At 70.8% G+C, this 21,826-nt stretch carries 20 protein-coding genes; 8 read left to right on the top strand and 12 right to left on the bottom strand.

Going from position 1 to position 21,826, the window contains the following annotated elements; translation table 11 throughout:
- The first annotated feature begins 164 nt into the window (after positions 1-164).
- On the top strand, positions 165-1,787 hold the full coding sequence (gene aceB / locus ACFWRO_RS28765) for a malate synthase A (protein ID WP_384514918.1): 1,623 nt from the start codon (positions 165-167) through the stop codon (positions 1,785-1,787).
- A gap of 264 nt (positions 1,788-2,051) precedes the next feature.
- Positions 2,052-3,206, top strand: coding sequence for a GDSL-type esterase/lipase family protein (locus tag ACFWRO_RS28770; protein WP_384514921.1), 1,155 nt, complete (start codon positions 2,052-2,054; stop codon positions 3,204-3,206).
- 25 nt (positions 3,207-3,231) lie between these two features.
- On the opposite strand, the gene ACFWRO_RS28775 is transcribed toward ACFWRO_RS28770, so the two are convergent.
- Positions 3,232-5,118: a hypothetical protein gene (locus tag ACFWRO_RS28775; protein WP_384514924.1), complete on the bottom strand. Its 1,887-nt coding sequence runs from the start codon at positions 5,116-5,118 to the stop codon at positions 3,232-3,234.
- 51 nt (positions 5,119-5,169) lie between these two features.
- Positions 5,170-6,129, bottom strand: a complete 960-nt coding sequence (locus ACFWRO_RS28780; protein WP_384514927.1) for a fibronectin type III domain-containing protein — start codon at positions 6,127-6,129, stop codon at positions 5,170-5,172.
- A 133-nt stretch (positions 6,130-6,262) separates the two neighbouring features.
- Between ACFWRO_RS28780 and ACFWRO_RS28785 the strand changes: the two genes are divergently transcribed.
- Both ACFWRO_RS28785 and ACFWRO_RS28790 read left to right on the top strand, forming a co-directional pair.
- Positions 6,263-6,877, top strand: a complete 615-nt coding sequence (locus tag ACFWRO_RS28785; protein WP_384514930.1) for a hypothetical protein — start codon at positions 6,263-6,265, stop codon at positions 6,875-6,877.
- Between the two features lie 106 nt (positions 6,878-6,983).
- Positions 6,984-7,841 (top strand): chitosanase, encoded by an 858-nt coding sequence (locus ACFWRO_RS28790; RefSeq protein ID WP_384514932.1) that lies wholly within the window; start codon positions 6,984-6,986, stop codon positions 7,839-7,841.
- Here the strand turns inward: ACFWRO_RS28790 and ACFWRO_RS28795 are convergent.
- From ACFWRO_RS28795 to ACFWRO_RS28835, 9 genes are all read right to left on the bottom strand, one after another.
- Positions 7,814-8,536: an aspartate/glutamate racemase family protein gene (locus ACFWRO_RS28795; protein ID WP_384514935.1), complete on the bottom strand. Its 723-nt coding sequence runs from the start codon at positions 8,534-8,536 to the stop codon at positions 7,814-7,816. The two genes, ACFWRO_RS28790 and ACFWRO_RS28795, sit on opposite strands and share 28 nt — an antisense overlap.
- A gap of 68 nt (positions 8,537-8,604) precedes the next feature.
- Positions 8,605-10,053, bottom strand: a complete 1,449-nt coding sequence (locus ACFWRO_RS28800) for a nucleobase:cation symporter-2 family protein (protein WP_384514938.1) — start codon at positions 10,051-10,053, stop codon at positions 8,605-8,607.
- 356 nt (positions 10,054-10,409) lie between these two features.
- Positions 10,410-11,801 carry an 8-oxoguanine deaminase gene (locus ACFWRO_RS28805; protein WP_384514941.1) on the bottom strand — a complete coding sequence of 464 codons (1,392 nt, stop codon included), beginning with the start codon at positions 11,799-11,801 and terminating at the stop codon, positions 10,410-10,412.
- A gap of 48 nt (positions 11,802-11,849) precedes the next feature.
- Complete coding sequence (locus ACFWRO_RS28810) at positions 11,850-13,256, bottom strand: nucleobase:cation symporter-2 family protein (RefSeq protein ID WP_384514943.1); 1,407 nt, start codon at positions 13,254-13,256, stop codon at positions 11,850-11,852.
- A 70-nt stretch (positions 13,257-13,326) separates the two neighbouring features.
- Positions 13,327-14,250, bottom strand: coding sequence for a factor-independent urate hydroxylase (gene pucL, locus ACFWRO_RS28815; RefSeq protein ID WP_384514946.1), 924 nt, complete (start codon positions 14,248-14,250; stop codon positions 13,327-13,329).
- A gap of 5 nt (positions 14,251-14,255) precedes the next feature.
- A complete protein-coding gene (gene uraH / locus ACFWRO_RS28820) occupies positions 14,256-14,645 on the bottom strand; it encodes a hydroxyisourate hydrolase (protein ID WP_384514949.1) in 390 nt (129 codons plus the stop codon).
- Entirely contained in the window at positions 14,642-15,163 is a 522-nt protein-coding gene (uraD, locus tag ACFWRO_RS28825) for a 2-oxo-4-hydroxy-4-carboxy-5-ureidoimidazoline decarboxylase (RefSeq protein ID WP_384514953.1), read from the bottom strand. Before uraD ends, uraH begins: the two co-directional genes overlap by 4 nt.
- Before the next feature lie 156 nt (positions 15,164-15,319).
- Entirely contained in the window at positions 15,320-15,658 is a 339-nt protein-coding gene (locus ACFWRO_RS28830) for a helix-turn-helix domain-containing protein (protein WP_384515013.1), read from the bottom strand.
- A gap of 44 nt (positions 15,659-15,702) precedes the next feature.
- A complete protein-coding gene (locus ACFWRO_RS28835; protein ID WP_384515014.1) occupies positions 15,703-15,951 on the bottom strand; it encodes a hypothetical protein in 249 nt (82 codons plus the stop codon).
- A gap of 140 nt (positions 15,952-16,091) precedes the next feature.
- Between ACFWRO_RS28835 and ACFWRO_RS28840 the strand changes: the two genes are divergently transcribed.
- The 4 genes from ACFWRO_RS28840 (at position 16,092) to ACFWRO_RS28855 (ending at position 20,683) form a co-directional block, all read left to right on the top strand.
- Positions 16,092-16,943 (top strand): TIM barrel protein, encoded by an 852-nt coding sequence (locus ACFWRO_RS28840; RefSeq protein ID WP_384514956.1) that lies wholly within the window; start codon positions 16,092-16,094, stop codon positions 16,941-16,943.
- Positions 16,944-16,981: 38 nt separating this feature from the next.
- Entirely contained in the window at positions 16,982-17,872 is an 891-nt protein-coding gene (locus tag ACFWRO_RS28845; protein WP_384514959.1) for a 2-hydroxy-3-oxopropionate reductase, read from the top strand.
- 188 nt (positions 17,873-18,060) lie between these two features.
- Positions 18,061-19,518 (top strand): catalase, encoded by a 1,458-nt coding sequence (locus tag ACFWRO_RS28850; protein WP_384514962.1) that lies wholly within the window; start codon positions 18,061-18,063, stop codon positions 19,516-19,518.
- Between the two features lie 499 nt (positions 19,519-20,017).
- Positions 20,018-20,683: a DUF1524 domain-containing protein gene (locus ACFWRO_RS28855; protein ID WP_384514964.1), complete on the top strand. Its 666-nt coding sequence runs from the start codon at positions 20,018-20,020 to the stop codon at positions 20,681-20,683.
- On the opposite strand, the gene ACFWRO_RS28860 is transcribed toward ACFWRO_RS28855, so the two are convergent.
- Positions 20,619-21,821: an MFS transporter gene (locus ACFWRO_RS28860; RefSeq protein WP_384514966.1), complete on the bottom strand. Its 1,203-nt coding sequence runs from the start codon at positions 21,819-21,821 to the stop codon at positions 20,619-20,621. The two genes, ACFWRO_RS28855 and ACFWRO_RS28860, sit on opposite strands and share 65 nt — an antisense overlap.
- Between the last annotated feature and the right edge of the window lie 5 nt (positions 21,822-21,826).

Below are 21,826 nucleotides of genomic sequence, written 5' to 3' on the forward strand. Positions count from 1 at the left end.
TAGTATCCACTGTTCAGAAGCGCCTGATCCTCTGACGGCGCTCAGCGGCCGTATCTCGGCGCCTGCGGCACTCCGTGCCGTTCCGTGACGCCCGGCGGCCGCACAGGCACCGCCCCGCACCGCCCAGCACCGCCCGCGAAGTCCGCTGAAGGAAGTGACAGTTCATGTCCGCACCAGCGCCGTCCCCCCTGGCGATCGTCGAAGCCGCGCCCCTGCCGAGGCAGGAGGAGGTGCTGACCGACGCGGCTCTCGCCTTCGTGGCGGAGCTGCACCGTCGGTTCACCCCGCGCCGGGACGAGCTTCTCGCCCGCCGGGCGGAGCGCCGCGCCGAGATCGCCCGCACCTCGACCCTCGACTTCCTGCCGGAGACCGCCGCCGTCCGCGCGGACGACTCCTGGCGGGTCGCGCCGGCCCCGGCGGCCCTGAACGACCGCCGCGTCGAGATCACCGGCCCGACCGACCGGAAGATGACGATCAACGCGCTGAACTCGGGCGCCAAGGTCTGGCTCGCGGACTTCGAGGACGCCTCGGCCCCGACCTGGGAGAACGTGATCCTCGGTCAGGTCAACCTGATCGACGCGTACACCCGGCAGATCGACTTCACGGACCCGAAGTCGGGCAAGTCCTACGCGCTCAAGCCGGCCGACGAGCTCGCCACGGTCGTCATGCGGCCGCGAGGCTGGCACCTGGAGGAGCGTCACCTGACGTTCGAGGGCCGCCCGGTCCCCGGCGCGCTGGTCGACTTCGGCCTGTACTTCTTCCACAACGCCAAGCGCCTGATCGAGCTCGGCAAGGGCCCGTACTTCTACCTCCCGAAGACGGAGTCGCACCTGGAGGCCCGCCTCTGGAACGACATCTTCGTCTTCGCGCAGGACTACGTCGGCATCCCGCAGGGCACCGTCCGCGCCACCGTCCTCATCGAGACGATCACGGCCGCGTACGAGATGGACGAGATCCTCTACGAGCTCCGCGACCACGCCGCGGGCCTCAACGCGGGCCGCTGGGACTACCTCTTCTCCATCGTCAAGAACTTCCGTGACGGCGGGGCCAAGTTCGTCCTGCCGGACCGCAACGCGGTCACGATGACGGCCCCGTTCATGCGCGCGTACACCGAACTCCTCGTCCGCACCTGCCACAAGCGCGGTGCGCACGCGATCGGCGGCATGGCGGCGTTCATCCCGTCCCGCAAGGACGCCGAGGTGAACAAGGTCGCGTTCGAGAAGGTCAAGGCGGACAAGGACCGCGAGGCCGGCGACGGCTTCGACGGCTCCTGGGTCGCCCACCCGGACCTGGTCCCGATCGCGATGGCCTCCTTCGACGCGGTCCTCGGCGACAAGCCGAACCAGAAGGACCGGCTGCGCGAGGACGTGTCGGTGGCGCCCGGAGACCTGATCGCCATCGATTCGCTCGACGCGAAGCCGACGTACGACGGCCTGCGCAACGCGGTCCAGGTCGGCACCCGCTACATCGAGGCCTGGCTCCGCGGACTCGGCGCGGTCGCCATCTTCAACCTGATGGAGGACGCGGCCACGGCGGAGATCTCGCGCTCGCAGATCTGGCAGTGGATCAACGCGGGCGTCGTCTTCGAGAACGGCGAGACGGCCACTCCCGAGCTGACCCGCAAGGTCGCGGCGGAGGAACTGGCCGCGATCCGCGCGGAGATCGGCGAGGAGGCATTCGCGGCCGGCAAGTGGCAGCAGGCCCACGACCTGCTCCTGCACGTCTCGCTCGACGCCGACTACGCGGACTTCCTGACCCTCCCCGCGTACGACCAGCTCATCGGCTGAGTCCCCCTCTCCCCCTTCTTCGGCTGACCCGCACAGCGGCCGAACAACAAGCTCCGCCCCCGGTGAACGCACAGCACCGGGGGCGGAGCTTTTTCCGTCCCCGACCACTCCCTGGACTTTCGCTCCAGTGCGTTTCACAGGGCACGTGACGTAACCGAAACCAGACGCTACCTAGCGGTAACAAGCCACGGCATGCCAGATTCCGCATGCCACCGGCCGGCGGCTGTCCCCCACTCCTCTGCACCGACGCAGGAGAACACAGCCATGCCCAGAACCCCCCACCGCACGGCCCGAAGACTCGTCACCGTAGCGCTCGCCGCCGGCGCCCTCCTGACCGCCGGGGTCGCCCCCACCGTCGCCGCGAACGGCTCGGGGCCCACCGCCGTCGTGTCGATGGGCGACAGCTACATCTCCGGCGAGGCGGGACGCTGGCAGGGCAACAGCCTGACGACGAGCGGCAACCGGAACGGCACCGACCGGGCGTGGACGGGAAGCGCGTACGACCCGAGCCGGGTGTACGGGACGACGGCGGCCAACGGCTGCCACCGCTCCGACTCGGCGGAGGTGAAGAGCGCGGGCCCGATCGCCTCGGGGCTGATCAACCTGGCCTGCTCGGGGGCGACGACCCGGAACGTCTTCCGCGCCTCGAACGGCGGCGTGGCGTACAAGGGCGAGGCCCCGCAGGCCGACCAGCTGGCGGCCGTCGCGGCCTCCCACGACGTGGGGACGATCGTGCTGTCGGTCGGCGGCAACGACCTGGGGTTCGCCGACATCATCCGGAGCTGCGCGACCGACTACATCGTCTGGTACTCGTACTGCCACGACGACCAGCAGGCCGCGGTGGACGGGAAGATCGACGCGGCCATGGCGGGCGTGGACAAGTCCGTGGACGAGATCCGCGCCGTCATGGCGGGCGCCGGATACGCCGCGTCCGACTACCGGATCGTGCTCCAGTCGTACCCCTCCCCCATCCCGCGCGGCGCCGAGAACCGGTACCCGGAGAGCGGCTGGAGCCGTACGAACACGGGCGGCTGCCCGTTCTGGAACCTGGACGCCGACTGGGCGCGGGACACCCTGGTCCCCCAGGTCTCGAACAGGCTCAAGGGGGTCGCGGCCGCCAAGGGCGTGCAGTTCATGGATCTGCGCGACATGCTCCAGGGCCGTGAGGTGTGCGCGAAGACCAGCAAGCTGGTCAGCGCGACGGTGCCCGCCTCGGCCGCGACGAGCGAGTGGGCGCGCTGGATCGACCCGAACGAGACCCAGGGGCCGATCCAGGAGAACGTCCACCCCAACCACTACGGGCAGTTGGCGCTCGGCCGCTGCCTCGCGCTGATCCAGGCCCGGCCGAGCGGGAACTTCTCCTGCCGCAACACCGCGGGCGCCGGCGCCTCCGGCATGTATCTGACGGCCGTCTCCTGACGGTCGCACCGACCCCCCACGGGGATCAGCGGGTGCGGCGTCCGCTCCGGCCGCGGCGCCGCGCCCGCTCGCTCGTCCGCCCGTTCCCCCGGCCGTTCGTGCGCTTCCTCTCCGGCAGCGGGATGCGGAGCGCGCCGAGGGTCCGCTCCGCGAGATACGGGTCGACCGCCGCCATCTCCGCGACCAGGGCGTCGACGCCGCCCGGCCAGTTCTCGGCGGCGGTGTCGAGGACCGTCCGCCGGTCGTCGCCGTGCCGGGAGAGCCGGTCCAGGATCAGGACGGCGCGGGCGGATCGCGGTACCGGTGTCTCGTCCGCCGGCTCGCCCCGGGCGCGCAGCACGCCGTAGGCGTACGCGCCCATCACCGGGTCGTCGAGGGCGCCGCGCAGCGCCTCGACGGGGACGGCTTCGGGGTCGAGGAAGCCGAAGAGCGCGCGGGTCCCGGCTGCCTCGAAGGTCCCGGCGTGGACCGTGCCGAGCGCCCCGAGCAGCGCGGACCAGGCGTCGACGGAGTCGCCGTGGGCGTGCAGCCACTCGGCGAGGACGCGGGTCGCCGCCGCGGCGGACCAGCCCTCGGCGGCCGCGATCACGGTGCGGGCGTCCCAGGCGGCGGCCTCCTTGCCGTCGGGCGCCGCGACCCACCGCACCCGCAGCAGGTAGTGGAGGACCTCGACGCCCCAGGGCGTGAGGCCGAAGGCGTCGCCGGTACGGAAGACCATGCCGGTGCCGGCAAGCCGGTCGACGGCGTCGGCCATGGCGCGGGCGCCCGGTTCGAGCGCCGCCCGTTGCTCCTCGGTGGCCTCGGTCCCGGTGAGCCGGGCCAGCTCGTCGAGGGGCGGGAGGGCGTACTCCTCGGGAGCGTTCACCGGTACGAGGACGGGGGCGTCCTCCAGACGGGGGTCGACCGGCCAGTCCTCGAACTCGGCGGCCCTGCGGGCGACCGACTCGGCGCAGGCGCCCCGCTGGTAGAGCGCGTAGAGCAGGTGCGCGGCCTCGCCGTCGTACAGGCCGCCGTCCTCGCCCTTCATCTCCTCGACGGCCGCCGCCAGCAGGTCCGCGCCTGCCTCGACGGAGCGCTGGGGCTCGTGGGCCTCGACGGGCGGGGGCGGCAGCGGGACGGCGGAGTCCTCGTAGTAGTTGAGGTGCTCGTCGAGGAGGGTGTCGGCGAGGACGAGGTGCGGGAAGGCCTCGGGGCCCGGGGCGAGATGGGCGTACGGTCCCGTGAGCGCGCCGGAGAGCCCTTCGGCGGTCCACCGGTCGACCAGGAGGCCGCCCAGCCTGCCGAGGCCGTGCGCGACCTCCGCGTCGGTGAGCAGGGGCCCTGCGGGCGAGGGCCGCTCCGCCTCGCGCACGTAGGCGCCGCTGAGCGCGTCGGCGAGGAGGGAGTCGGCTACGTCGCTGCGGTTCATCAGGTCCGCCCGGTTGAGCCCGTCCGGGGGCCGCATCCCGTCGTGCCCTGCGAGCCAGGCCCGTACGCCGCCGGGGTCGGCGGGGTCGGTGCCGTCGGCGCGCAGGAGGGAGGCGTACCAGCGCTGCCAGGTGTAGTTGGCGGGGTCGTTCATGGCCCGTTCGAAGTCGGGCACGATGTCCTCGACCGCGGCCACGATCCGCGCCTGCCGCTTGCCGTTCAGCCGCCCGGCCTCCCGCACGCGCGCGGTGAGCGCCACGAGCACGGCGGGGTAGGCCGCCAGCTCCTCGGGGGTGGCGTAGACGAAGGCGGGCGCGTCCTCGACGAGCAGCCTCCGCACCAGCTCCACGCTCGGTTCGGGCAGCCCGCTCCTGCGGTCGGCTCCGCGCAGCGCGAGCAGCGCGAGCACGGCGTCCGCCGCCCGTACGGACGAAGGGTCACGGAGCTCCGGGGTTCCGTCGAGGAACGCGTCGAGCCCGATGTTGGTGAGCACGGTCCCTGCCACCTTTCCCAGGGTAGTTCCGGCACGGGCCGGACGACGCCCGGGGCGGCGCCGTCATGGCACGACAACGGTGCGCTGGGCCGAGAAGTCACCCCAGGTGCCGTCGGGGAGCCGGGCGCGGAGTTTGACGCTGTGGCGGGTGGGCTTCGTGGTGGGGACCGTGAAGGTGTAGGTCGCGCGGCCGGGTGGGGGGTCGGCGCCCCAGATGATGGTGGTGGCGAAGGAGCCGTCGAGGAAGAGCTGGTGTTCCGTGACGGGGGCGCCTGTGCTGGGTGGGGTCCAAGTGAGGGTGACCTCGCCCTTCACCGCCTTGGCCGTGAGGTCCTTGGGGGCCGTGTTCGGGGGAGCGCCGGGGGCCGAGGGGGTGGTGAGGTCGGCGGTGGGGCTGTCCTGGGAGGAGTTCTCGGCGGCGTCGCGGGCGCGGACCGTGAAGGAGTAGACGGTGCCCGCGCGCAGGCCCGTGAGGCGGGCGGTGGTGGCGGTGCCGGGGACGGTGTGAATGCGGGCGTCGGCCTGGTAGATGTCGTACGCGGTGACCTTGGTGTCGTCGCGGGCCGGCTGCCAGGTCAGGGTGGCCTCGTGGCTGCCGTCGGCGGTGGCCTGGAGGGCGCGCGGGGTCGTCGGGGCCGTGCGGTCCTGGGCGCTCGCGGCGAGGGTGGTGGCGGGGACGGTCGCGCTGTGCGGGGAGCGGTTGCCGGCGGCGTCGCGGGCGCGGACGGTGAAGGCGTACGGGGTCGCGGGCGTGAGGTTCACGATGTCGACCATCAGGGTGGTGGCGGGGAGGTCCTTGACCTTGCGGCCCTGCTGGTAGACCTCGTAGCCGGTGACCGCGCGGTCGTCGGTGGCCGGGTTCCACATCACGTGGACGGTCTGGGCGCTGCCGGAGGCGGCGGTGACGCCGGTGGGGGCGGTGGGGGTCGCGGTGTCCTTCGCGGGGGCGGGCGAGCAGGCCGCCGTCAGGGCGAGTGGCAGCGCGACGGCCGTCAACAATGCTGCGGCGAGCGGGCGTTGCACAGGAATGCCTCCGTCCGTCGACTTGGTCCAGACCTGTATGGCACGGGTGCCTCGACCCCGGCAAGAGGGCGGTTGTCAGTGGTGTGCGCTTCACTGAATTCGTCACGCTGAGTAATCGAAGTCAGGGGGAATCGTGACGGACCGTACGACTTTTGTGACGCTCACCGGGCTGCGCGAGCGCGGCTGGACCGACCCGATGGTGCACGACCTGCTGGGCGAGCCCGACATCCAGGGGCGGGATCCCCGACGGTGGTCGATCGCGCCCGTGCGGCTCTACCGGCTCGCACGGGTGGAGGCGGTGGAGCGAACACCGGAGTTCGCCCGGTGCGCGGCCGCCCCCGGGAGCCGTTCCGCGGCGGCCGAGGCGGGGGCGGAGCGGCGACGGCGGGCGGTGCTCGCGGCGATCCGGGCGGAGCCGATCAAGGTGCCCCGACTCCCGGCGGCCGAGCTGGAGCGGCGCGCGGTACGGCACCGGCAACTGCTCGGGGCGCGCGGACCGGGTGGACCAGGCGGGCCGGGCGGGCAGGGGCGCAGCAGTGGCGTGGCCGCAGGAGCGCTGGTGCGGTGGCAGGTGACCTACCTGCGGCACGCCCTGTCGCGGTACGAGACGCTGCTCGACGGCCTGTTCGGGTCGACGGGACGGGCGGAGGCCGAGCGGCTGCTGCGGGCGCGGCTGTACGAGGCGATCGGCGCGGCCTACCCGCAGCTGGCCCGGGAGTGCCGGCGGCGCGCCGACGCCGAGCGGTGAGGGTCCGCGCTCAACTCCCTTGCGCGCAAGGGGTGTACGGACACTCGGCCGGCTGATAGGAAAGCTTCCTAACAAACCAACCCCCGCTTCTGTTCAGGAGGCCCCGGTGCCCAACCCCCATCAGCGCACCGCGATCCGCGTCGCTCTCGGACTCGCTCTGCTCGCCGTCCCGGCGACCGCCATCGCCGCTCCTTCGGACGGCGCCGCCCCGGCCCGCGCCGAGTCGAGCGCGGCCGCTCCCTTCGCCGCCGCGGCCGTCGGTCTCGACGACCCGGCGAAGAAGGAGATCGCCATGAAGCTGGTCTCCAGCGCGGAGAACTCCTCGCTGGACTGGAAGGCGCAGTACAAGTACATCGAGGACATCGGCGACGGGCGGGGCTACACGGCCGGCATCATCGGCTTCTGCTCCGGTACGGGCGACATGCTCGACCTCGTCGAGCTCTACACCGAGCGCAAGCCCGGCAACGTCCTCGCCAAGTACCTGCCCGCGCTCCGCAGGGTAGACGGCACGGACTCGCACGCGGGCCTCGGCTCGGCCTTCGAGCGGGACTGGGCCAAGGCCGCCTCGGACTCGGCCTTCAAGAAGGCCCAGGACGACGAGCGCGACCGGGTGTACTTCAACCCGGCCGTCAAGCAGGCCAAGAGCGACGGCGTGGGCGTGCTCGGCCAGTTCATCTACTACGACGCCATCGTCATGCACGGCGACGGCACCGACTCGGCCAGCTTCCGCAACATCCGCAAGAAGGCTCTTGCGAAGGCGAAGCCGCCGGCCCAGGGCGGGGACGAGATCAAGTACCTCAACGCCTTCCTCGACGCCCGCGTCTGGGCGATGAAGCAGGAGGAGGCGCACAGCGACACCAGCCGGGTCGACACGGCCCAGCGGGTGTTCGTCCGCAACAAGAACCTCAACCTCAACACCCCGCTGGACTGGAAGGTCTACGGGGACAGCTTCCACATCGGCTGACCGGGGCCCCGACCAGAGCTCTGACCGGAGCCGTATCCCTCCGACACCGCCGGATCGTGCTGCGCCAGTTCGCGTGCGATCCGGCGGCAAGCCGCCGGGACGGGGGCGACCACCGGGACGTCGAAGCGCTCCCGGAGCGCGTCCGCCGCCTCGGCCAGTGGGCCGCCGCCGATCACGACGGCCCGCGCCCCGTCCCGTACGACACACGCCCGTACCGCCTCGGCCAACTCCTCGCGCAGCGCCTCCGGTTCGCGTGACAGCCGCCCGGCCTGGCTTCGCGTCAGACGGATCCCGGTGTACCGGTCCGCGAGCCCGAGGGCGGCGATCCGCCGGCCGATCGCCTCCGCCAGGTCCGGCGTCGTCGTCGCCACCCCGAACCGCACTCCCCCGGCCGCCGCCTCCGCACAGGCCGCCTCCGCCAGGCCCACGACCGGGACGCCCGCGAAGGCCCGCAGCTCGGCCACGCCCGGATCGCCGAAGGCCCCCACCACAAGACCCGCGCAGTCCCCGGCCGCAAGGGCCTCGCGCGCCGCCGCGACCACCTCCGGCACCGACGCCCTCAGCGCCGCCGGGTCGGTCAGCATCCGGGGGCCGCGCGCCACCGTCACCCCGCGTACGGAGGAACCCAGGGTCCGCCGGGCGATCGCCGTCATCATCGCCGTCGTGTCGGCGGAGGTGTTCGGGTTGATCAGCACCACCGAACGCCCGCGGCCGGCCCCCGCGGCGTACGCGGGGACCGGCTCGACGGACGGCGGTTGTGCGCTCAGTGGACGTGCGCCGCCTTGGCGCCACGGGCCTCGGAGATCTCCTCGCCCGGTTCCATGGGCGCGGTGACCGTGTCGTCGTCCTGGCCCTTGCCCAGGTGGTTGAAGACCAGGTTCAGCAGGACCGCCGCGACGCAGCCGGTCGAGATGCCCGAGTCCAGGATGATCTTCGCGGTCTCCGGGAAGGCGTGGTAGAACTCCGGCGCCGTGATCGGGATGATGCCGACGGCCAGCGAGACCGCCACGATCAGGACGTTGTTGTCCTTCTCCAGACCGGCCTTGACCAGGGTCTGGATGCCGCTCGCCGCGACCGAGCCGAAGAGGACCACGCCCGCGCCGCCGAGCACGGGTCGCGGCACGACCGAGATCAGCGAGGCGGCGACCGGTGAGAGGCCCATCAGGACCAGGAAGCCACCACCACAGGCGACCACGAACCGGCTGCGGATCTTCGTCATCGCGACCAGACCGATGTTCTGGGCGAAGGCGCTGCACATGAAGCCGTTGAAGAACGGGCTGATCGCCGAGCCGAGGGTGTCGGCGCGCAGACCGGCCGCGATGGTCTTCTCGTCGGCCGGCCGGTCGACGATCTCACCGAGCGCCAGCATGTCGGCGGTCGACTCGGTCATCGAGACGAGCATGACCACGCACATCGAGATGATCGCGGCGACCGCGAACTGCGGGGCCCCGAAGTGGAACGGCGACGGGAAGCCGACGATGTCAGCCTCCGTCACCGGGCTGAAGTCCGTGACCCCGAACGGGATCGCGATCAGCGTGCCGATGACCAGACCGACCAGGACCGCGATCTGCTTCAGGAAGCCGCGGGTGAACCGGCGCAGGACGAGCACCACGACGAGCGTGATCGCGGCGAGGGTGAGATAGGTGGTCGAACCGTAGTCCTTGGCCGCCGGATTGGGCCCTTGGGCCCAGCCGAAGGCGACCGGAAGCAGCGAGACACCGATGAGGGTGATCACGGTGCCGGTGACGACCGGCGGGAAGAAGCGGACGAGCTTGGAGAAGTACGGGGCGGCTATGAAGCCGAGCACTCCGGCGACGATGATCGCGCCGAAGATGATCGGCAGCGCGTCGGCCCGGTCGTCCGTCGTGTCGACGATCGCGAGCATCGGCGCGACGCCGGCGAAGGTGACGCCGTTGACGAACGGCAGTCGGGCGCCGATCTTCCAGACGCCGAGCGTCTGGAGGAAGGTGGCGAGTCCCGCGGTGAAGAGGCTGGCTCCGGTGAGGAAGGTCAGTTCGGTGCCGGAGAGTCCGACGGCCGCGCCGACGATCAGGGGCGGGGCCACGACCCCCGCGTACATGGCGGCCACGTGCTGGAGGCCGCTGGTGAACATTTTCAGGGGCGGCAGAGTCTCGTCGACCGGATGCTTCCGGTCTTCGGTGTCGGCGCCTGCGTCTTGCGCATCATTGCGAAACCTGGGCTTGTCGGCCACGGAGGTTCCTCCGGTCGGGTAACACGTCGGCGGTGACGTGGGTGTCTTGGAGGTGGTGCAAAGCGGTGCAGGTCGTGCGCCTCACGGGTGCGGCTCATGAGGAAGTGGGGGGTACTTCTTCATCCTTGAAAACTGGGTGGATCCTTGGAAACCGGGCCGATCCTTGAAGGCAGGGTCGATCCTTGAAACTGCGTCGTGTGCCCGGGGAGGCCTGGAAGGCTGACACACGTCGACCGTCCGGGGGGTGCCGTACCTCTTGTCGTACGGTCACCCCCCGTCCAGCCGTCCGCGGACCCCGCTCGGGTCCGCGGTGACCGACCGAGGGCCGTCCCCCTCGGTCGGACTCCTTGGGGAGGTCAGCCCTGCGCGGTGATCCGGGCCAGGCGCTGGGCCTCCGCGCGCGCGTCGCGCGCGATCGCCTCTTCGTCCGCGAACAGCAGGCGGTTGCTCTCCACGATCTGCTTGCCGTTGACGAACGAGGCCGTCACCGGGGCCGCGGCGCCGAACACGATCGCGGTGACCGGGTCGGCGATCGAGGAGTGGCCGAGGCCGTCGATCTTCCACAGGACGAAGTCGGCGAGCTTGCCGGCCTCCAGCGAACCGATCGAGTCGGCGCGGCCGAGGACCTGGGCGCCGCCGAACGTCCCGAGGCGCAGGGCCTGGCGGGCGTTGAGGGCGGACTCGCGGTGGGCGCCGAGCCGGTTGATGAGGAGCGCGTTGCGCAGCTCGGTGTGGAGCTCGCCCGACTCGTTGGAGGCGGTGCCGTCGACACCGAGGCCGACCGGTACGCCGGCGCGCAGCATGTCCGGGACGCGGGCGATGCCGGCGGCGAGCCGCGCGTTGGAGGACGGGCAGTGGGCGACACCGGTCTTCGTCCGGGCGAAGGCCTCGATGTCGGAGTCGTTCATGTGGACGCAGTGCGCCATCCACACGTCCTCGCCGAGGAAGCCGGTGGACTCGAAGTAGTCCGTCGGGCCCATGCCGAAGAGCTCGTGGCAGAACTTCTCCTCCTCCACGGTCTCCGAGCCGTGGGTGTGCATGCGCACACCGAGCCGGCGGCCGAGGGCGGCGCCCTCCCGCAGCAGGTCGGTGGAGATGGAGAACGGCGAGCAGGGGGCGACGGCGACCTGGGTCATCGCGTCGAAGGAGGCGTCGTGGTGCTTCTTGACGGTCTCCTCGGTGGCGATGAGCGCACCCTCGGTCGTCTCGACGGCGAAGTCCGGCGGCAGGCCGCCGTCCTTCTCGCTGCGGTCCATGGAGCCGCGGGCGAGGGTGAAGCGGACGCCCATGTCACGGGCGGCGCCGATGATGGCGCCGGACAGGTCGCCGGACCCCTGCGGGTAGACGTAGTGGTGGTCCATCGCGGTGGTCACACCACCGCGGGCCATCATCGCGAGCGAGCCCTGGGCGGCGACGCGGACCATCGACTCGTCGATGCGCGACCAGGTCGGGTAGAGCGCGACCAGCCAGTTGAAGAGGTTGTGGTCGGTGGCCAGACCCCGGGTGATCCACTGGTAGAAGTGGTGGTGGGTGTTGATCAGACCGGGCGTCACCAGATGACCGGTGGCGTCGATCCGGCGGACCACGTTCTCCAGGCCCTCGGGCGCCTTGCCGGCGCCGATGGACTCGATCTTGTTGCCCGCGACGACGAGGTGCCCGGAGGCGTACTCGGTGTCGTTGGCGTCCACGGTCGCGATCGCACAGTTCTCGATGACGATGCGCTCGACTGCTGCCGAAGGTGCTGCCATGGCGGTGCTTCCTTCATTCCTCGGGAGTGGTGTGGGCACGGCAGGACCCTAGGAGGATTTGAGTGCCGGGGCCGTGTGACGGCTCCGGGTGCCGAGATGGTGGAAGAACAGGTTGAGCGTGACGGCGACGAGCGCGCCCGCGCTGATGCCGGAGCCGAGCACGGTCTGTGCCCAGGCCGGGAAGCCGGCGTAGAAGGTGGGCGCGGCGAGCGGGATGATGCCCGCGCCGAGTGCGACAGCCACCAGGATGATGTTGGAGCTGTCGTCGAGGCCGGCTTCCGAGAGGGTACGGATGCCGCTGACCGCGATCGAGCCGAAGAGGACGATTCCGGCGCCGCCGAGGACGGGCATCGGGACCATCGAGACGACCGCGCCGAGGACCGGGAAGACCCCGAGGACGAGCAGGGCGCCACCGGCGACGGCGACGACGTAGCGGGAGCGGACCCGGGTCAGCGAGACCACGCCGACGTTCTGGGCGAACGCGGAGGTGGGGAAGCCGCCGAAGACGGGGCCGATCAGGGTGGCGACGCCGTCGGTGCGCAGGCCGCGGGTGATGGTCCTCCCGTCGCTCCTGCGGTCGCAGATCTCGCCGAGGGCCAGCATGCCGGCGCTCGACTCGGTCATGAGGACCAGCATCACGATGCAGAGGGAGAGGATCGCGGCGGGGTGGAACTCGGGGGCGCCGAAGGCGAAGGGGCTCGGCAGCGCGGCGACGGGCGCCTCGCGCAGGGCCGTGAAGTCGGCCAACCCGAACGGGATCGCGGCGAGCGTGCCGATGAACAGGCCGAGCAGCAGGGCGACTTGCCTGACGAAGCCCTTGCCGAAGCGCTGGAAGAGCAGGATGACGACGAGGGTGAAGCCGGCGAGCGCGAGGTATTTCATCGCGCCGAAGTCGGCGGCTTCCTTGTTCCCGCCCTGGGCCCAACTGACGGGCACGGGCATCAGGGTGACGCCGATCAGTGTGATCACGACACCGGTGACGAGCGGCGGGAAGAAGCGGAGCAGCCGGCCGAAGAAGGGGCCGACGGCGAGGCAGAAGACTCCGGCGACCATCACCGCGCCGTAGATGGCGGGGAGTTGGTGGCCGGGGGCGCTGGTCTCGGCGATCGCGAGCATCGGGGCGATGCCGGCGGACGAGGCCGCGTTGACGAACGGGAGCCGGTTTCCGGCGAAGCGGCCGGCGCCGATCGTCTGGAGGATGGTGGCACAGCCGGCGATGAGCAGGCTCGCGGCGATGAGCCGGGTCATTCCGGCGGCGTCCAGGCCGACCGCCTGGCCGATGATCAGCGGAGGGGTGACGACGCCCGCGTACATCGCCGCGATGTGCTGGAGCGCGGCGGGAACGAGCCGCGAGGCGGGGAGCTTCTCGTCCACCGGGTGGACCTCGTGCGAGGCCACCGGCGGGGTGGAACACGGGCCTTCTGCGGATGCCGGCCCCGTTGCGGGCTGTGCCATGGGTACGTCCCTCCGGTGGTGGCGGCCCCCGCCCTACTGCGGGCGGGCGGGGGCGGCCACGGGGTGCCGCTTAGAGGTTGGTCATGTCGACCGGGATCTGCGCCGTGGCTCCGTCGCGCAGCACGGTCGCCTCGATGAGGCCGTACGGGCGGTCGGCGGCGTAGTAGACCTCGTTGTCGTTCTTGAGCCCGAAGGGCTCCAGGTCCACCAGGAAGTGATGCTTGTTCGGGAGCGAGAAGCGGACCTCGTCGATCTCCGAACGGTGGTTGATGATGCGCGTGGCCATCTGGTACAGCGTCTGCTGCAGCGAGTACGAGTACGTCTCCGAGAAGGCCTCGAGCATGTGCTTGCGGGTCTGGGCGTAGGACTTCTCCCAGTTGGGCATCCGCTGCTCGTCGTCGGTCCAGTTGAACCGCCAGCGGCTGGACACCTGCGTGGCCAGGATGCGGTCGTACGCCTCCTGGAGCGTCGTGTACTTGTCCTTGATGTAGCCCCAGAACTCCGAGTTGGTGGAGTTCATGACGATGAGGTCCTTGAGGCCGGAGATGACCTCCCACTTCTCACCGTCGTACGTGATCTGGGTGACGCGGGTCTCCTGGCCCTTGCGGGCGAAGGAGTGGTTCACCTCGTCCGAGCCGATGAACTTGGAGTTGGCGTCGGAGCTGGCGATCCGCTCCCACGAGTACTCCTCGATCTGGATGCGCGCCCGCTGGATCGGCTCCTGGCTGGTCACGAAGTGACGCGCGAGGTGGATGCCGAACTGCTCGGCCGACTCGATCCCGTACTCCTTGGCGAAGGCGTACACGGTGTTCTTGGTCGTGTCGGTGGGCAGGCAGTGGGCGTTGGAGCCCGTGAGGTGGACGTCGTCGAGGTCGCCGGAGAGGGCGACGGAGACGTTCAGGTCCTTGATGTGGTGGGTGGCGCCGTCCCGCGTGATCTTGACGACGCGGTTCTCTGCTTTGCCGTACTGGTTCTGGCCGAGAATCGTGGGCATGTCTGCTAGCTCCCTCGGTAAACGGAGTAGCCGAACGGGTTGAGCAGCAGCGGTACGTGATAGTGCTCGCCCGGCTTGACGGCGAACGTGATCGCCACCTCCGGGAAGAACGCACCGCTGTCCCTTACGCGGGGGGCGTCCTGCTGCGCCTCGGCTTGCTTCTTTGCGAAGTACGCCTCGGTCTCGAAGTCGAGACGTACGTGGGTGGTGCCCTCCGGCAGGGCCGGCAGGTCCTTGCAGCGCCCGTCCGCGTCGGTGGCGGAGCCACCGAGCGTGACCCACTGCGCGTCGAAGCCGCTGCGGGCCGCGAGCGTGATGGCCACGCCCTCGGCGGGGCGGCCGATGCTGGTGTCCAGGATGTGGGTGGACACCGAAGCGGTGGTGTCGGTGCTCATGCGCTCTCTTCCTCAGTGCTCTCTACGAGACGGGTCAGGCGGATGCGGTTGATCTTGCCCAGTTCGGTGCGGACGATCTCCCGCTCCGCCTCGGGCGAGTTCCCGATCCGCTCGCGGACCGCGTCGCGCATCTGCTCACCGGTCCTGCCGGTGGCGCAGATCAGAAAGACATGGCCGAACTTGTCCTGGTAGGCCAGGTTGAGTTCGAGCATCTCGGCCTTGAGCTCCTCGGAGGCGCCGGCCATCCCGCTCTGCTCGCGGGAGGAGGTCGGGTCCCCGGCCTTCGGACGACCGATCGGCGGGTGGCCCGCCATCGCCTCGGCCAGGTCCTCCGCGGTCAGCTCGGCCATCGCGGCGTCGCTGGCGAGGAAGAGGGCGTCGGCGGTGGCGTACGGGCGCTGGGCGAGGATCTTGCTCCCCCACGCCGAGCTGGAGCACACCTCGTGGAGGGCGGCGACGGCGTCGCTGTCCGCCGAGGCGTTGAACCGGGTGAGGCCCGGTGTCGTACCTGAAGTCACGGGAAGCCTCCGTGGCTGTTTTTCGCTGTGCGTCTGACGGGCTGCGGATAGCTAACGCCCTTTGCCGACATCACGTCAACACTTTGTTGAAAACTCGGGGACACAAAAGCCGTCGTCCCGACATCCGGACGACGGCTCCTGTCCATACATGATCAACTAGCCGTTCTCGGCGGCCTTTTCCCTGTTCAGGGCGGTCTCCCGGTTCAGGTAGTTGTACACGGTGAACCGGCTGACACCCAGTGCCCCGGCCACCGTCTCCACCCCATGGCGTACAGAGAAGGCCCCGCGGGCCTCCAGTATCCGGACCGCTTCCTGCTTGGCCTTGCGGTCGAGCTCGGCGAGCGGCATCCCGTGCCGCCGCTCCATCGCGGCCAGGATGTGATCGAGCGAGTCCGAGAGCTGCGGCAGCCGTACGGCGAGCACGTCCTCGCCCTCCCAGGCGAGCACCACATCGTCGGTCTGGGCCTGCTCGGGCCCGAGTATCTCGGCGCCCATCGCGTCGACCAGCGGTTTCACGGCGGTGACCAGCGGGTGTTCGGTCACGACTCCTCCCCGATCACGTTGACCTGGAGGGAGACACGGGTCGCGCCGGCCGCCAGGGACTTCCGCAGCAGCGCGTCGACGGCCGTGAGGACCGCGTCGGAGCCGCCTTCCGCCGTATTGCCGAAGGGGCCGACATCCACCGCGTCCAGTTCGGCCGACTGGATGACCTCACGGGCCACGACCGCGTGCTCCGGCGCCTCGTCCAGGTCGAAGGGCTCGGTCGTGAACTCCACTCTCAAACGCACCATGGCCCCACGCTACTGGCCGGGAGTCCGCCGACGGCAGCCCTGAGCTGCCGGACCCTCTTGACAAGCACGCGGCTCCCCTTGCAACATTCCGTCAGACAGAAAGTTACTTCCGCAATACGGAAGGAGCGCCGCCCCTCATGGCCCGCTTCTCAGAAGGCGCAGTCACGGACCAGCGCTTCGATGTGAACCTGTCGATCCTCTTCACGGAACTCCCGCTCCTGGAGCGCCCCGCGGCCGCCGCCGCGGCGGGCTTCACCGCGGTCGAGCTGTGGTGGCCCTGGATCGACACCGCCACCCCCGCCCAGAGCGAGCTCGACGCCCTCAAGAAGGCTCTTGACGACGCCGGCACGCAGCTGGTGGGCCTGAACTTCTACGCCGGGCAGCTGCCGGGCCCCGACCGCGGCGCGCTCTCCGTGCCCGGTGAGGAGTCGGACCGCTTCCGCGCCAACATCGACGTGGCGGCGGACTTCGCCGCCTCGGTCGGCTGCAAGGCGCTGAACGCGCTCTACGGCAACCGCGTCGAAGGCGTCGACCCGCAGATCCAGGACGCCCTCGCCCTGGAGAACCTGGTCCTGGCGGCCCGCGCGGCCGACCGGATCGGCGCGATCCTGCTGGTCGAGACCCTGAACAAGCCGGAGTCGCCGCTCTACCCGCTGGTGAGCGCCCCCTCGGCGATCGAGGTCGTCGACAAGGTCAACGCCGCCACCGGGCTCGGCAACGCCAAGTTCCTCCTCGACATCTACCACCTGTCGATGAACGGCGAGAACGTCAGCCAGGTCATCGCGGAGTACGCCGACAAGACCGGCCACGTCCAGATCGCCGACAACCCGGGCCGTGGCGCGCCGGGCACCGGCGAGCTCCCCCTGGAGCAGCTGCTCGACGAGCTCAGGAAGGCCGGTTACGACGGCTGGGTCGGCCTGGAGTACAAGGCCGCCGACGCCGCCGCGTCCTTCGAGTGGCTCCCGGCCGAGGCCCGCGCGGCCCGCTGACCTCCTCCCCCGTACCACCAGTTTTGAGAGGCACCCCAATGAGCAATCTCCCCAAGATCGCGTGGGTCGGTCTCGGCATCATGGGCTCGCCCATGTCCGAGAACCTGATCAAGGCGGGCTACTCCGTCACCGGCTTCACGCTGGAGCAGGACAAGCTGGAGCGCCTCGCCGCGGCCGGCGGCACCGCCGCCGCGTCGATCGCGGAGGCCGTCAAGGACGCCGACGTGATCATCACGATGGTGCCCGCCTCCCCGCACGTCGAGGCCATCTCCTACGGCCCCGAGGGCATCCTGGAGAACGCCAAGCAGGGCGCGCTGATCGTCGACATGTCGTCGATCACCCCGCAGACCTCGGTCGACCTGGCATCGAGCGCCAAGGAGAAGGGCATCCGCGTCATCGACGCGCCCGTCTCCGGCGGCGAGGCCGGCGCCATCGAGGCCGTCCTGTCGATCATGGTGGGTGGCGAGCAGGCCGACTTCGACGAGGCCCTGCCGATCCTCGAGGCGCTGGGCAAGACCATCGTCCTCTGTGGCCCGCACGGCTCCGGCCAGACGGTCAAGGCCGCCAACCAGCTCATCGTCGCCGTCAACATCCAGGCGTGCGCCGAGGCCGTGGTCTTCCTGGAGAAGTCCGGCGTGAACCTCCAGGCGGCCCTGGACGTCCTCAACGGCGGTCTGGCCGGCTCCACGGTCCTGACCCGCAAGAAGGACAACTTCCTGAACCGGGACTTCAAGCCCGGCTTCCGGATCGACCTGCACCACAAGGACATGGGCATCGTCACCGACGCCGCCCGCAACGTCGGCGCGGCCCTCCCGGTCGGCGCCGTCGTGGCCCAGCTGGTCGCCTCCCTGCGTGCGCAGGGCGACGGCGGCCTGGACCACTCGGCCCTGCTGCGCGCCGTCGAGCGCCTCTCCGGCCAGCAGGTCTGACGCAGGTCCACCTCATGACTTCCGGTCGGCGGCGGCGCTGACAACCTGTCCTGTCGCGCCCAGGCGCCGCCGCCGCCCGGAACACCACACTTCACTTTCAACAAACTGTTGACGCTGGGTTCGAAGCGAATTTACGCTCCTGAACACCCGCATCAGTCAGCGGTGCAGCTCCCGTACGGAAGGTCACCATGTCGAAGCGCGTGCTTACGACCGAGTCCGGCGCCCCCGTCGCCGACAACCAGAACTCCGCCACCGCCGGCGTCGGTGGCCCCATCCTGCTCCAGGACCAGCACCTGCTGGAGAAGCTCGCGCGCTTCAACCGTGAGCGGATCCCGGAGCGCGTGGTCCACGCCCGCGGCTCCGGCGCGTACGGCTACTTCGAGGTGACCGACGACGTCACCGGCTTCACCAAGGCGGACTTCCTCTCCCAGGTCGGCAAGCGGACCGAGACGTTCATCCGCTTCTCCACCGTGGCCGACTCGCTCGGTGGCGCGGACGCCGTCCGTGACCCGCGCGGCTTCGCGCTGAAGTTCTACACCGAAGAGGGCAACTACGACCTCGTCGGCAACAACACCCCGGTGTTCTTCATCAAGGACCCGATCAAGTTCCCCGACTTCATCCACTCCCAGAAGCGCGACCCCTTCACGGGCAAGCAGGAGCCGGACAACGTCTGGGACTTCTGGGCGCACGCCCCCGAGGCGACGCACCAGATCACCTGGCTCATGGGCGACCGCGGCATCCCGGCCTCGTACCGTCACATGAACGGCTACGGCTCGCACACGTACCAGTGGACCAACGAGGCGGGCGAGGCCTTCTTCGTCAAGTACCACTTCAAGACGAACCAGGGCATCCGCTCCCTCTCCGCCGACCAGGCCGCCGAGCTCGTCGGCAAGGACGCGAACTCGCACCAGACGGACCTGCTCCAGGCCATCGAGCGCGGCGTGAACCCCTCGTGGACCCTGTACGTCCAGGTCATGCCGGCCGCCGAGGCCGTCGACTACCGCTTCAACCCGTTCGACCTCACCAAGGTGTGGCCGCACAGCGACTACCCGCTGCAGCGCGTGGGCCGGCTGGTCCTCGACCGCAACCCGGACAACGTCTTCGCCGAGGTCGAGCAGTCCGCGTTCTCCCCGAACAACTTCGTCCCGGGCATCGGTCCCTCGCCGGACAAGATGCTCCAGGGCCGTCTCTTCGCCTACGCGGACGCCCACCGCTACCGCCTCGGTGTCAACCACACCCAGCTGCCGGTGAACGCCCCCAAGGCGACCGAGGCCGACAACTACGGCCGCGACGGCCTCATGGCCACCCGCAACGGCCGCCGCACGGACAAGAACTACGAGCCCAACTCGTACTCCGGTCCCGCGCAGACCGACGCGGCGCTCTCCGCCCCGCTGGCGATCCACGGCTGGACCGGCACCCACGCGGCGCCCGAGCACGCCAAGGACGACCACTTCTTCCAGGCCGGTGAGCTCTACCGCCTGATGTCCGAGGACGAGAAGAAGCGTCTGGTCGCCAACATCGCCGGTGGCCTGTCCCAGGTGTCCCGCGAGGACGTCATCGAGAAGAACCTCGCGCACTTCGCCGCCGCCGACGCGGACTACGGCAAGCGCGTGGCCGAGGCGGTCCGCGACCTGCGCGAGGACTGATCCACGGCGGTATCCAGACCGCGTACGGCATATGACGGGAGGTCAGATGCCGTACGCCGTCCGGACCGACGGCCCGGATGAGGGGTGGCCGGCGGAACGGACAAGCGTGAGGACCGCGGCGGCACGAGCCAGTGCGGTGGTAATGGGCGGACCAGGCCCCTTCCTGACCTGAAGGAAGGGATCCCCCGGTCCACCCGTCGTCGCCGCCGCGGTCCCAACGCCCCTTCGGGGGAACCCCAAGACTCCGCCCGGCGGCGCGAACGTCCTGTCGCGCCAGCCTCGCACCGTCGGGCGGGCACAACGAGAGCGCGGAACCAGGTTTACGGTCCTTGGTTCCGCGCTCTTCTGCGTTCCCGTCTCCTGGGGCCCGCCTCCTGGGGCCCGACAGCGCATCCCTTCTGCAGCGCATCGTTTCTGCGGTGAAGATCCACACCCGCACGGGCGAGCGCACCGCGATTCGCCGCGTGTGCGCCCCTCCCCCGCCGCTATCCACTCGTACATGATCAAGAACCTGGTGCGGGGCCTCGCCCCGCTCGCCCTCATCCTGTCCCCGCTCGCCGTGCCCTCCCCGGCCATGTCGGCCAACGTCGTCCTCTTCCCGGACGCCCTCGCCGACCTCACCGAGGCGACCGAGGACCCGGCCGGCTACAAGGAGTCCGCGTTCAAGCACTGGAACGCCGGCCTGGACGCCGCCGACGGCTGCGACACCCGCTCCGAGGTCCTCCTTGAGGAGGCCGTCGACGCCCCGAAGACCGGCCCCAAGTGCGCGTTGACTGGCGGGAAGTGGACCTCGTACTACGACGGCCAGACCGTCACCGACCCCGCCGCGCTCCGCGTCGACCACGTCGTCTCCCTGAACGAGGCCTGGGAGTCGGGGGCGTCCGGCTGGACGGCGGCCCGGCGCGAGAAGTACGCCAACGACCTGGGCACACCGAACACCCTCGTCGCCGTCACCGCCCGCAGCCAGAAGGACAAGGCCGGCCGCGACCCCGCCGGCTGGGTGCCGTCGTCCTCCACCCAGTACTGCCGCTACGCCGCCGAGTGGGTGGGCACCAAGCTGCGCTGGGGCCTGAGCGCCGACAAGGACGAGGTGGAGGCGCTCAAGCTGTTCGCCGACGGTCCCTGCGAGGAGACGGTCGTGGTCCGCTCGAAGGCGCCTCAGTGAGGACCAGCGACACCGTGACGGCGAGCGAGGCGACCGCGAGCACCACCATCGCCGTGCGCGGTGAGGTGACCTCGGCGACGGCGCCCGCGAGCGCCGCGCTCAGCCCCTGCAGGGCGAGCATGCCCGAGGTGTGCAGCCCGAGGGCGTGACCGCTCAGCTCGTCCGGTACGAGGGCGAGCAGCCGCTCCTGGTACAGCAGGCTCGCGCCGTAGCCGACCGCGGAGACGGTCACCGCGGCGAGGGCGAGCGGGAGCCCCGGGTCCAGTACGAAGAGCAGGAACGGGGCGGCCAGGAGCGCCTGGAGCGGTGCGGCGAGCCGGCCGCGGAGTCCGCTCGGTACGAACCGGCCCAGGACCGTGTCCCCCGCCAGCATCCCGAGCGCGCCGCAGGCGAAGAGCAGCCCGGCGCGCTCGGGGTCGTACGGCACGAAGAGCGACTCGCAGCCCACGATCAGCCCGTTCGGCACCCACAGCGCGACGTACACGCGGCGGCGGGCGCGGGAGGACCAGAGCTTTCGGTTCGTACGCCAGGTCGCGGAGACCGAGGCGCGGCCGGTGGCGCGCGGGGCACGCCGGGAGAGGCCGAGGCGGGCCACGAGGGCGGCGACGAGGTAGAGGGCGGCGCCGGTCAGCAGGGCGCCGCGCGGGGAGAGCAGCGCGACGAGCAGCCCGCCGGTCGCGAACCCGGCGATCTGACAGCCCCCGACCGCCATGTTCATCACCGAACGCCCCAGCAGATACCCCTCACGGGGCAGGACCTCGCCGAGGAGCCCGTACCGCACCCCGCCGCCGACGGACCCGACGAGCCCCTGGGCGAGCAGGATCACGAAGACCACCCCGATCGGCAGCCCGGGCACGGCCGTAGCGGCGGCGCTCACGGCGAAGAACAGCGCCATGCCCGCGAGCGCGGCACGCGGCGGAAGCCGGTCGGCGGCCGAGAGGAGCGTGGCGGCGCCGAGGAGCTGCGCGAGCGAGGGCCCGAAGAGTGCGAGGGAGGAGAGCAGCGGGGACCCGGTCTGCCGGAACACCAGCGTGGCAAGCCCGAGCCCGGCCACGGTCTGGCCGGCGACCTGGACGGAGCAGGTGAGGAAGAGCGGGGTGAACTCGGGCGTACGGAAGAGCTCGCGGTAACTACGCATGCGGC

This window comes from Streptomyces sp. NPDC058579, from assembly GCF_042718575.1.
In the GTDB taxonomy this organism is placed as follows: domain Bacteria; phylum Actinomycetota; class Actinomycetes; order Streptomycetales; family Streptomycetaceae; genus Streptomyces.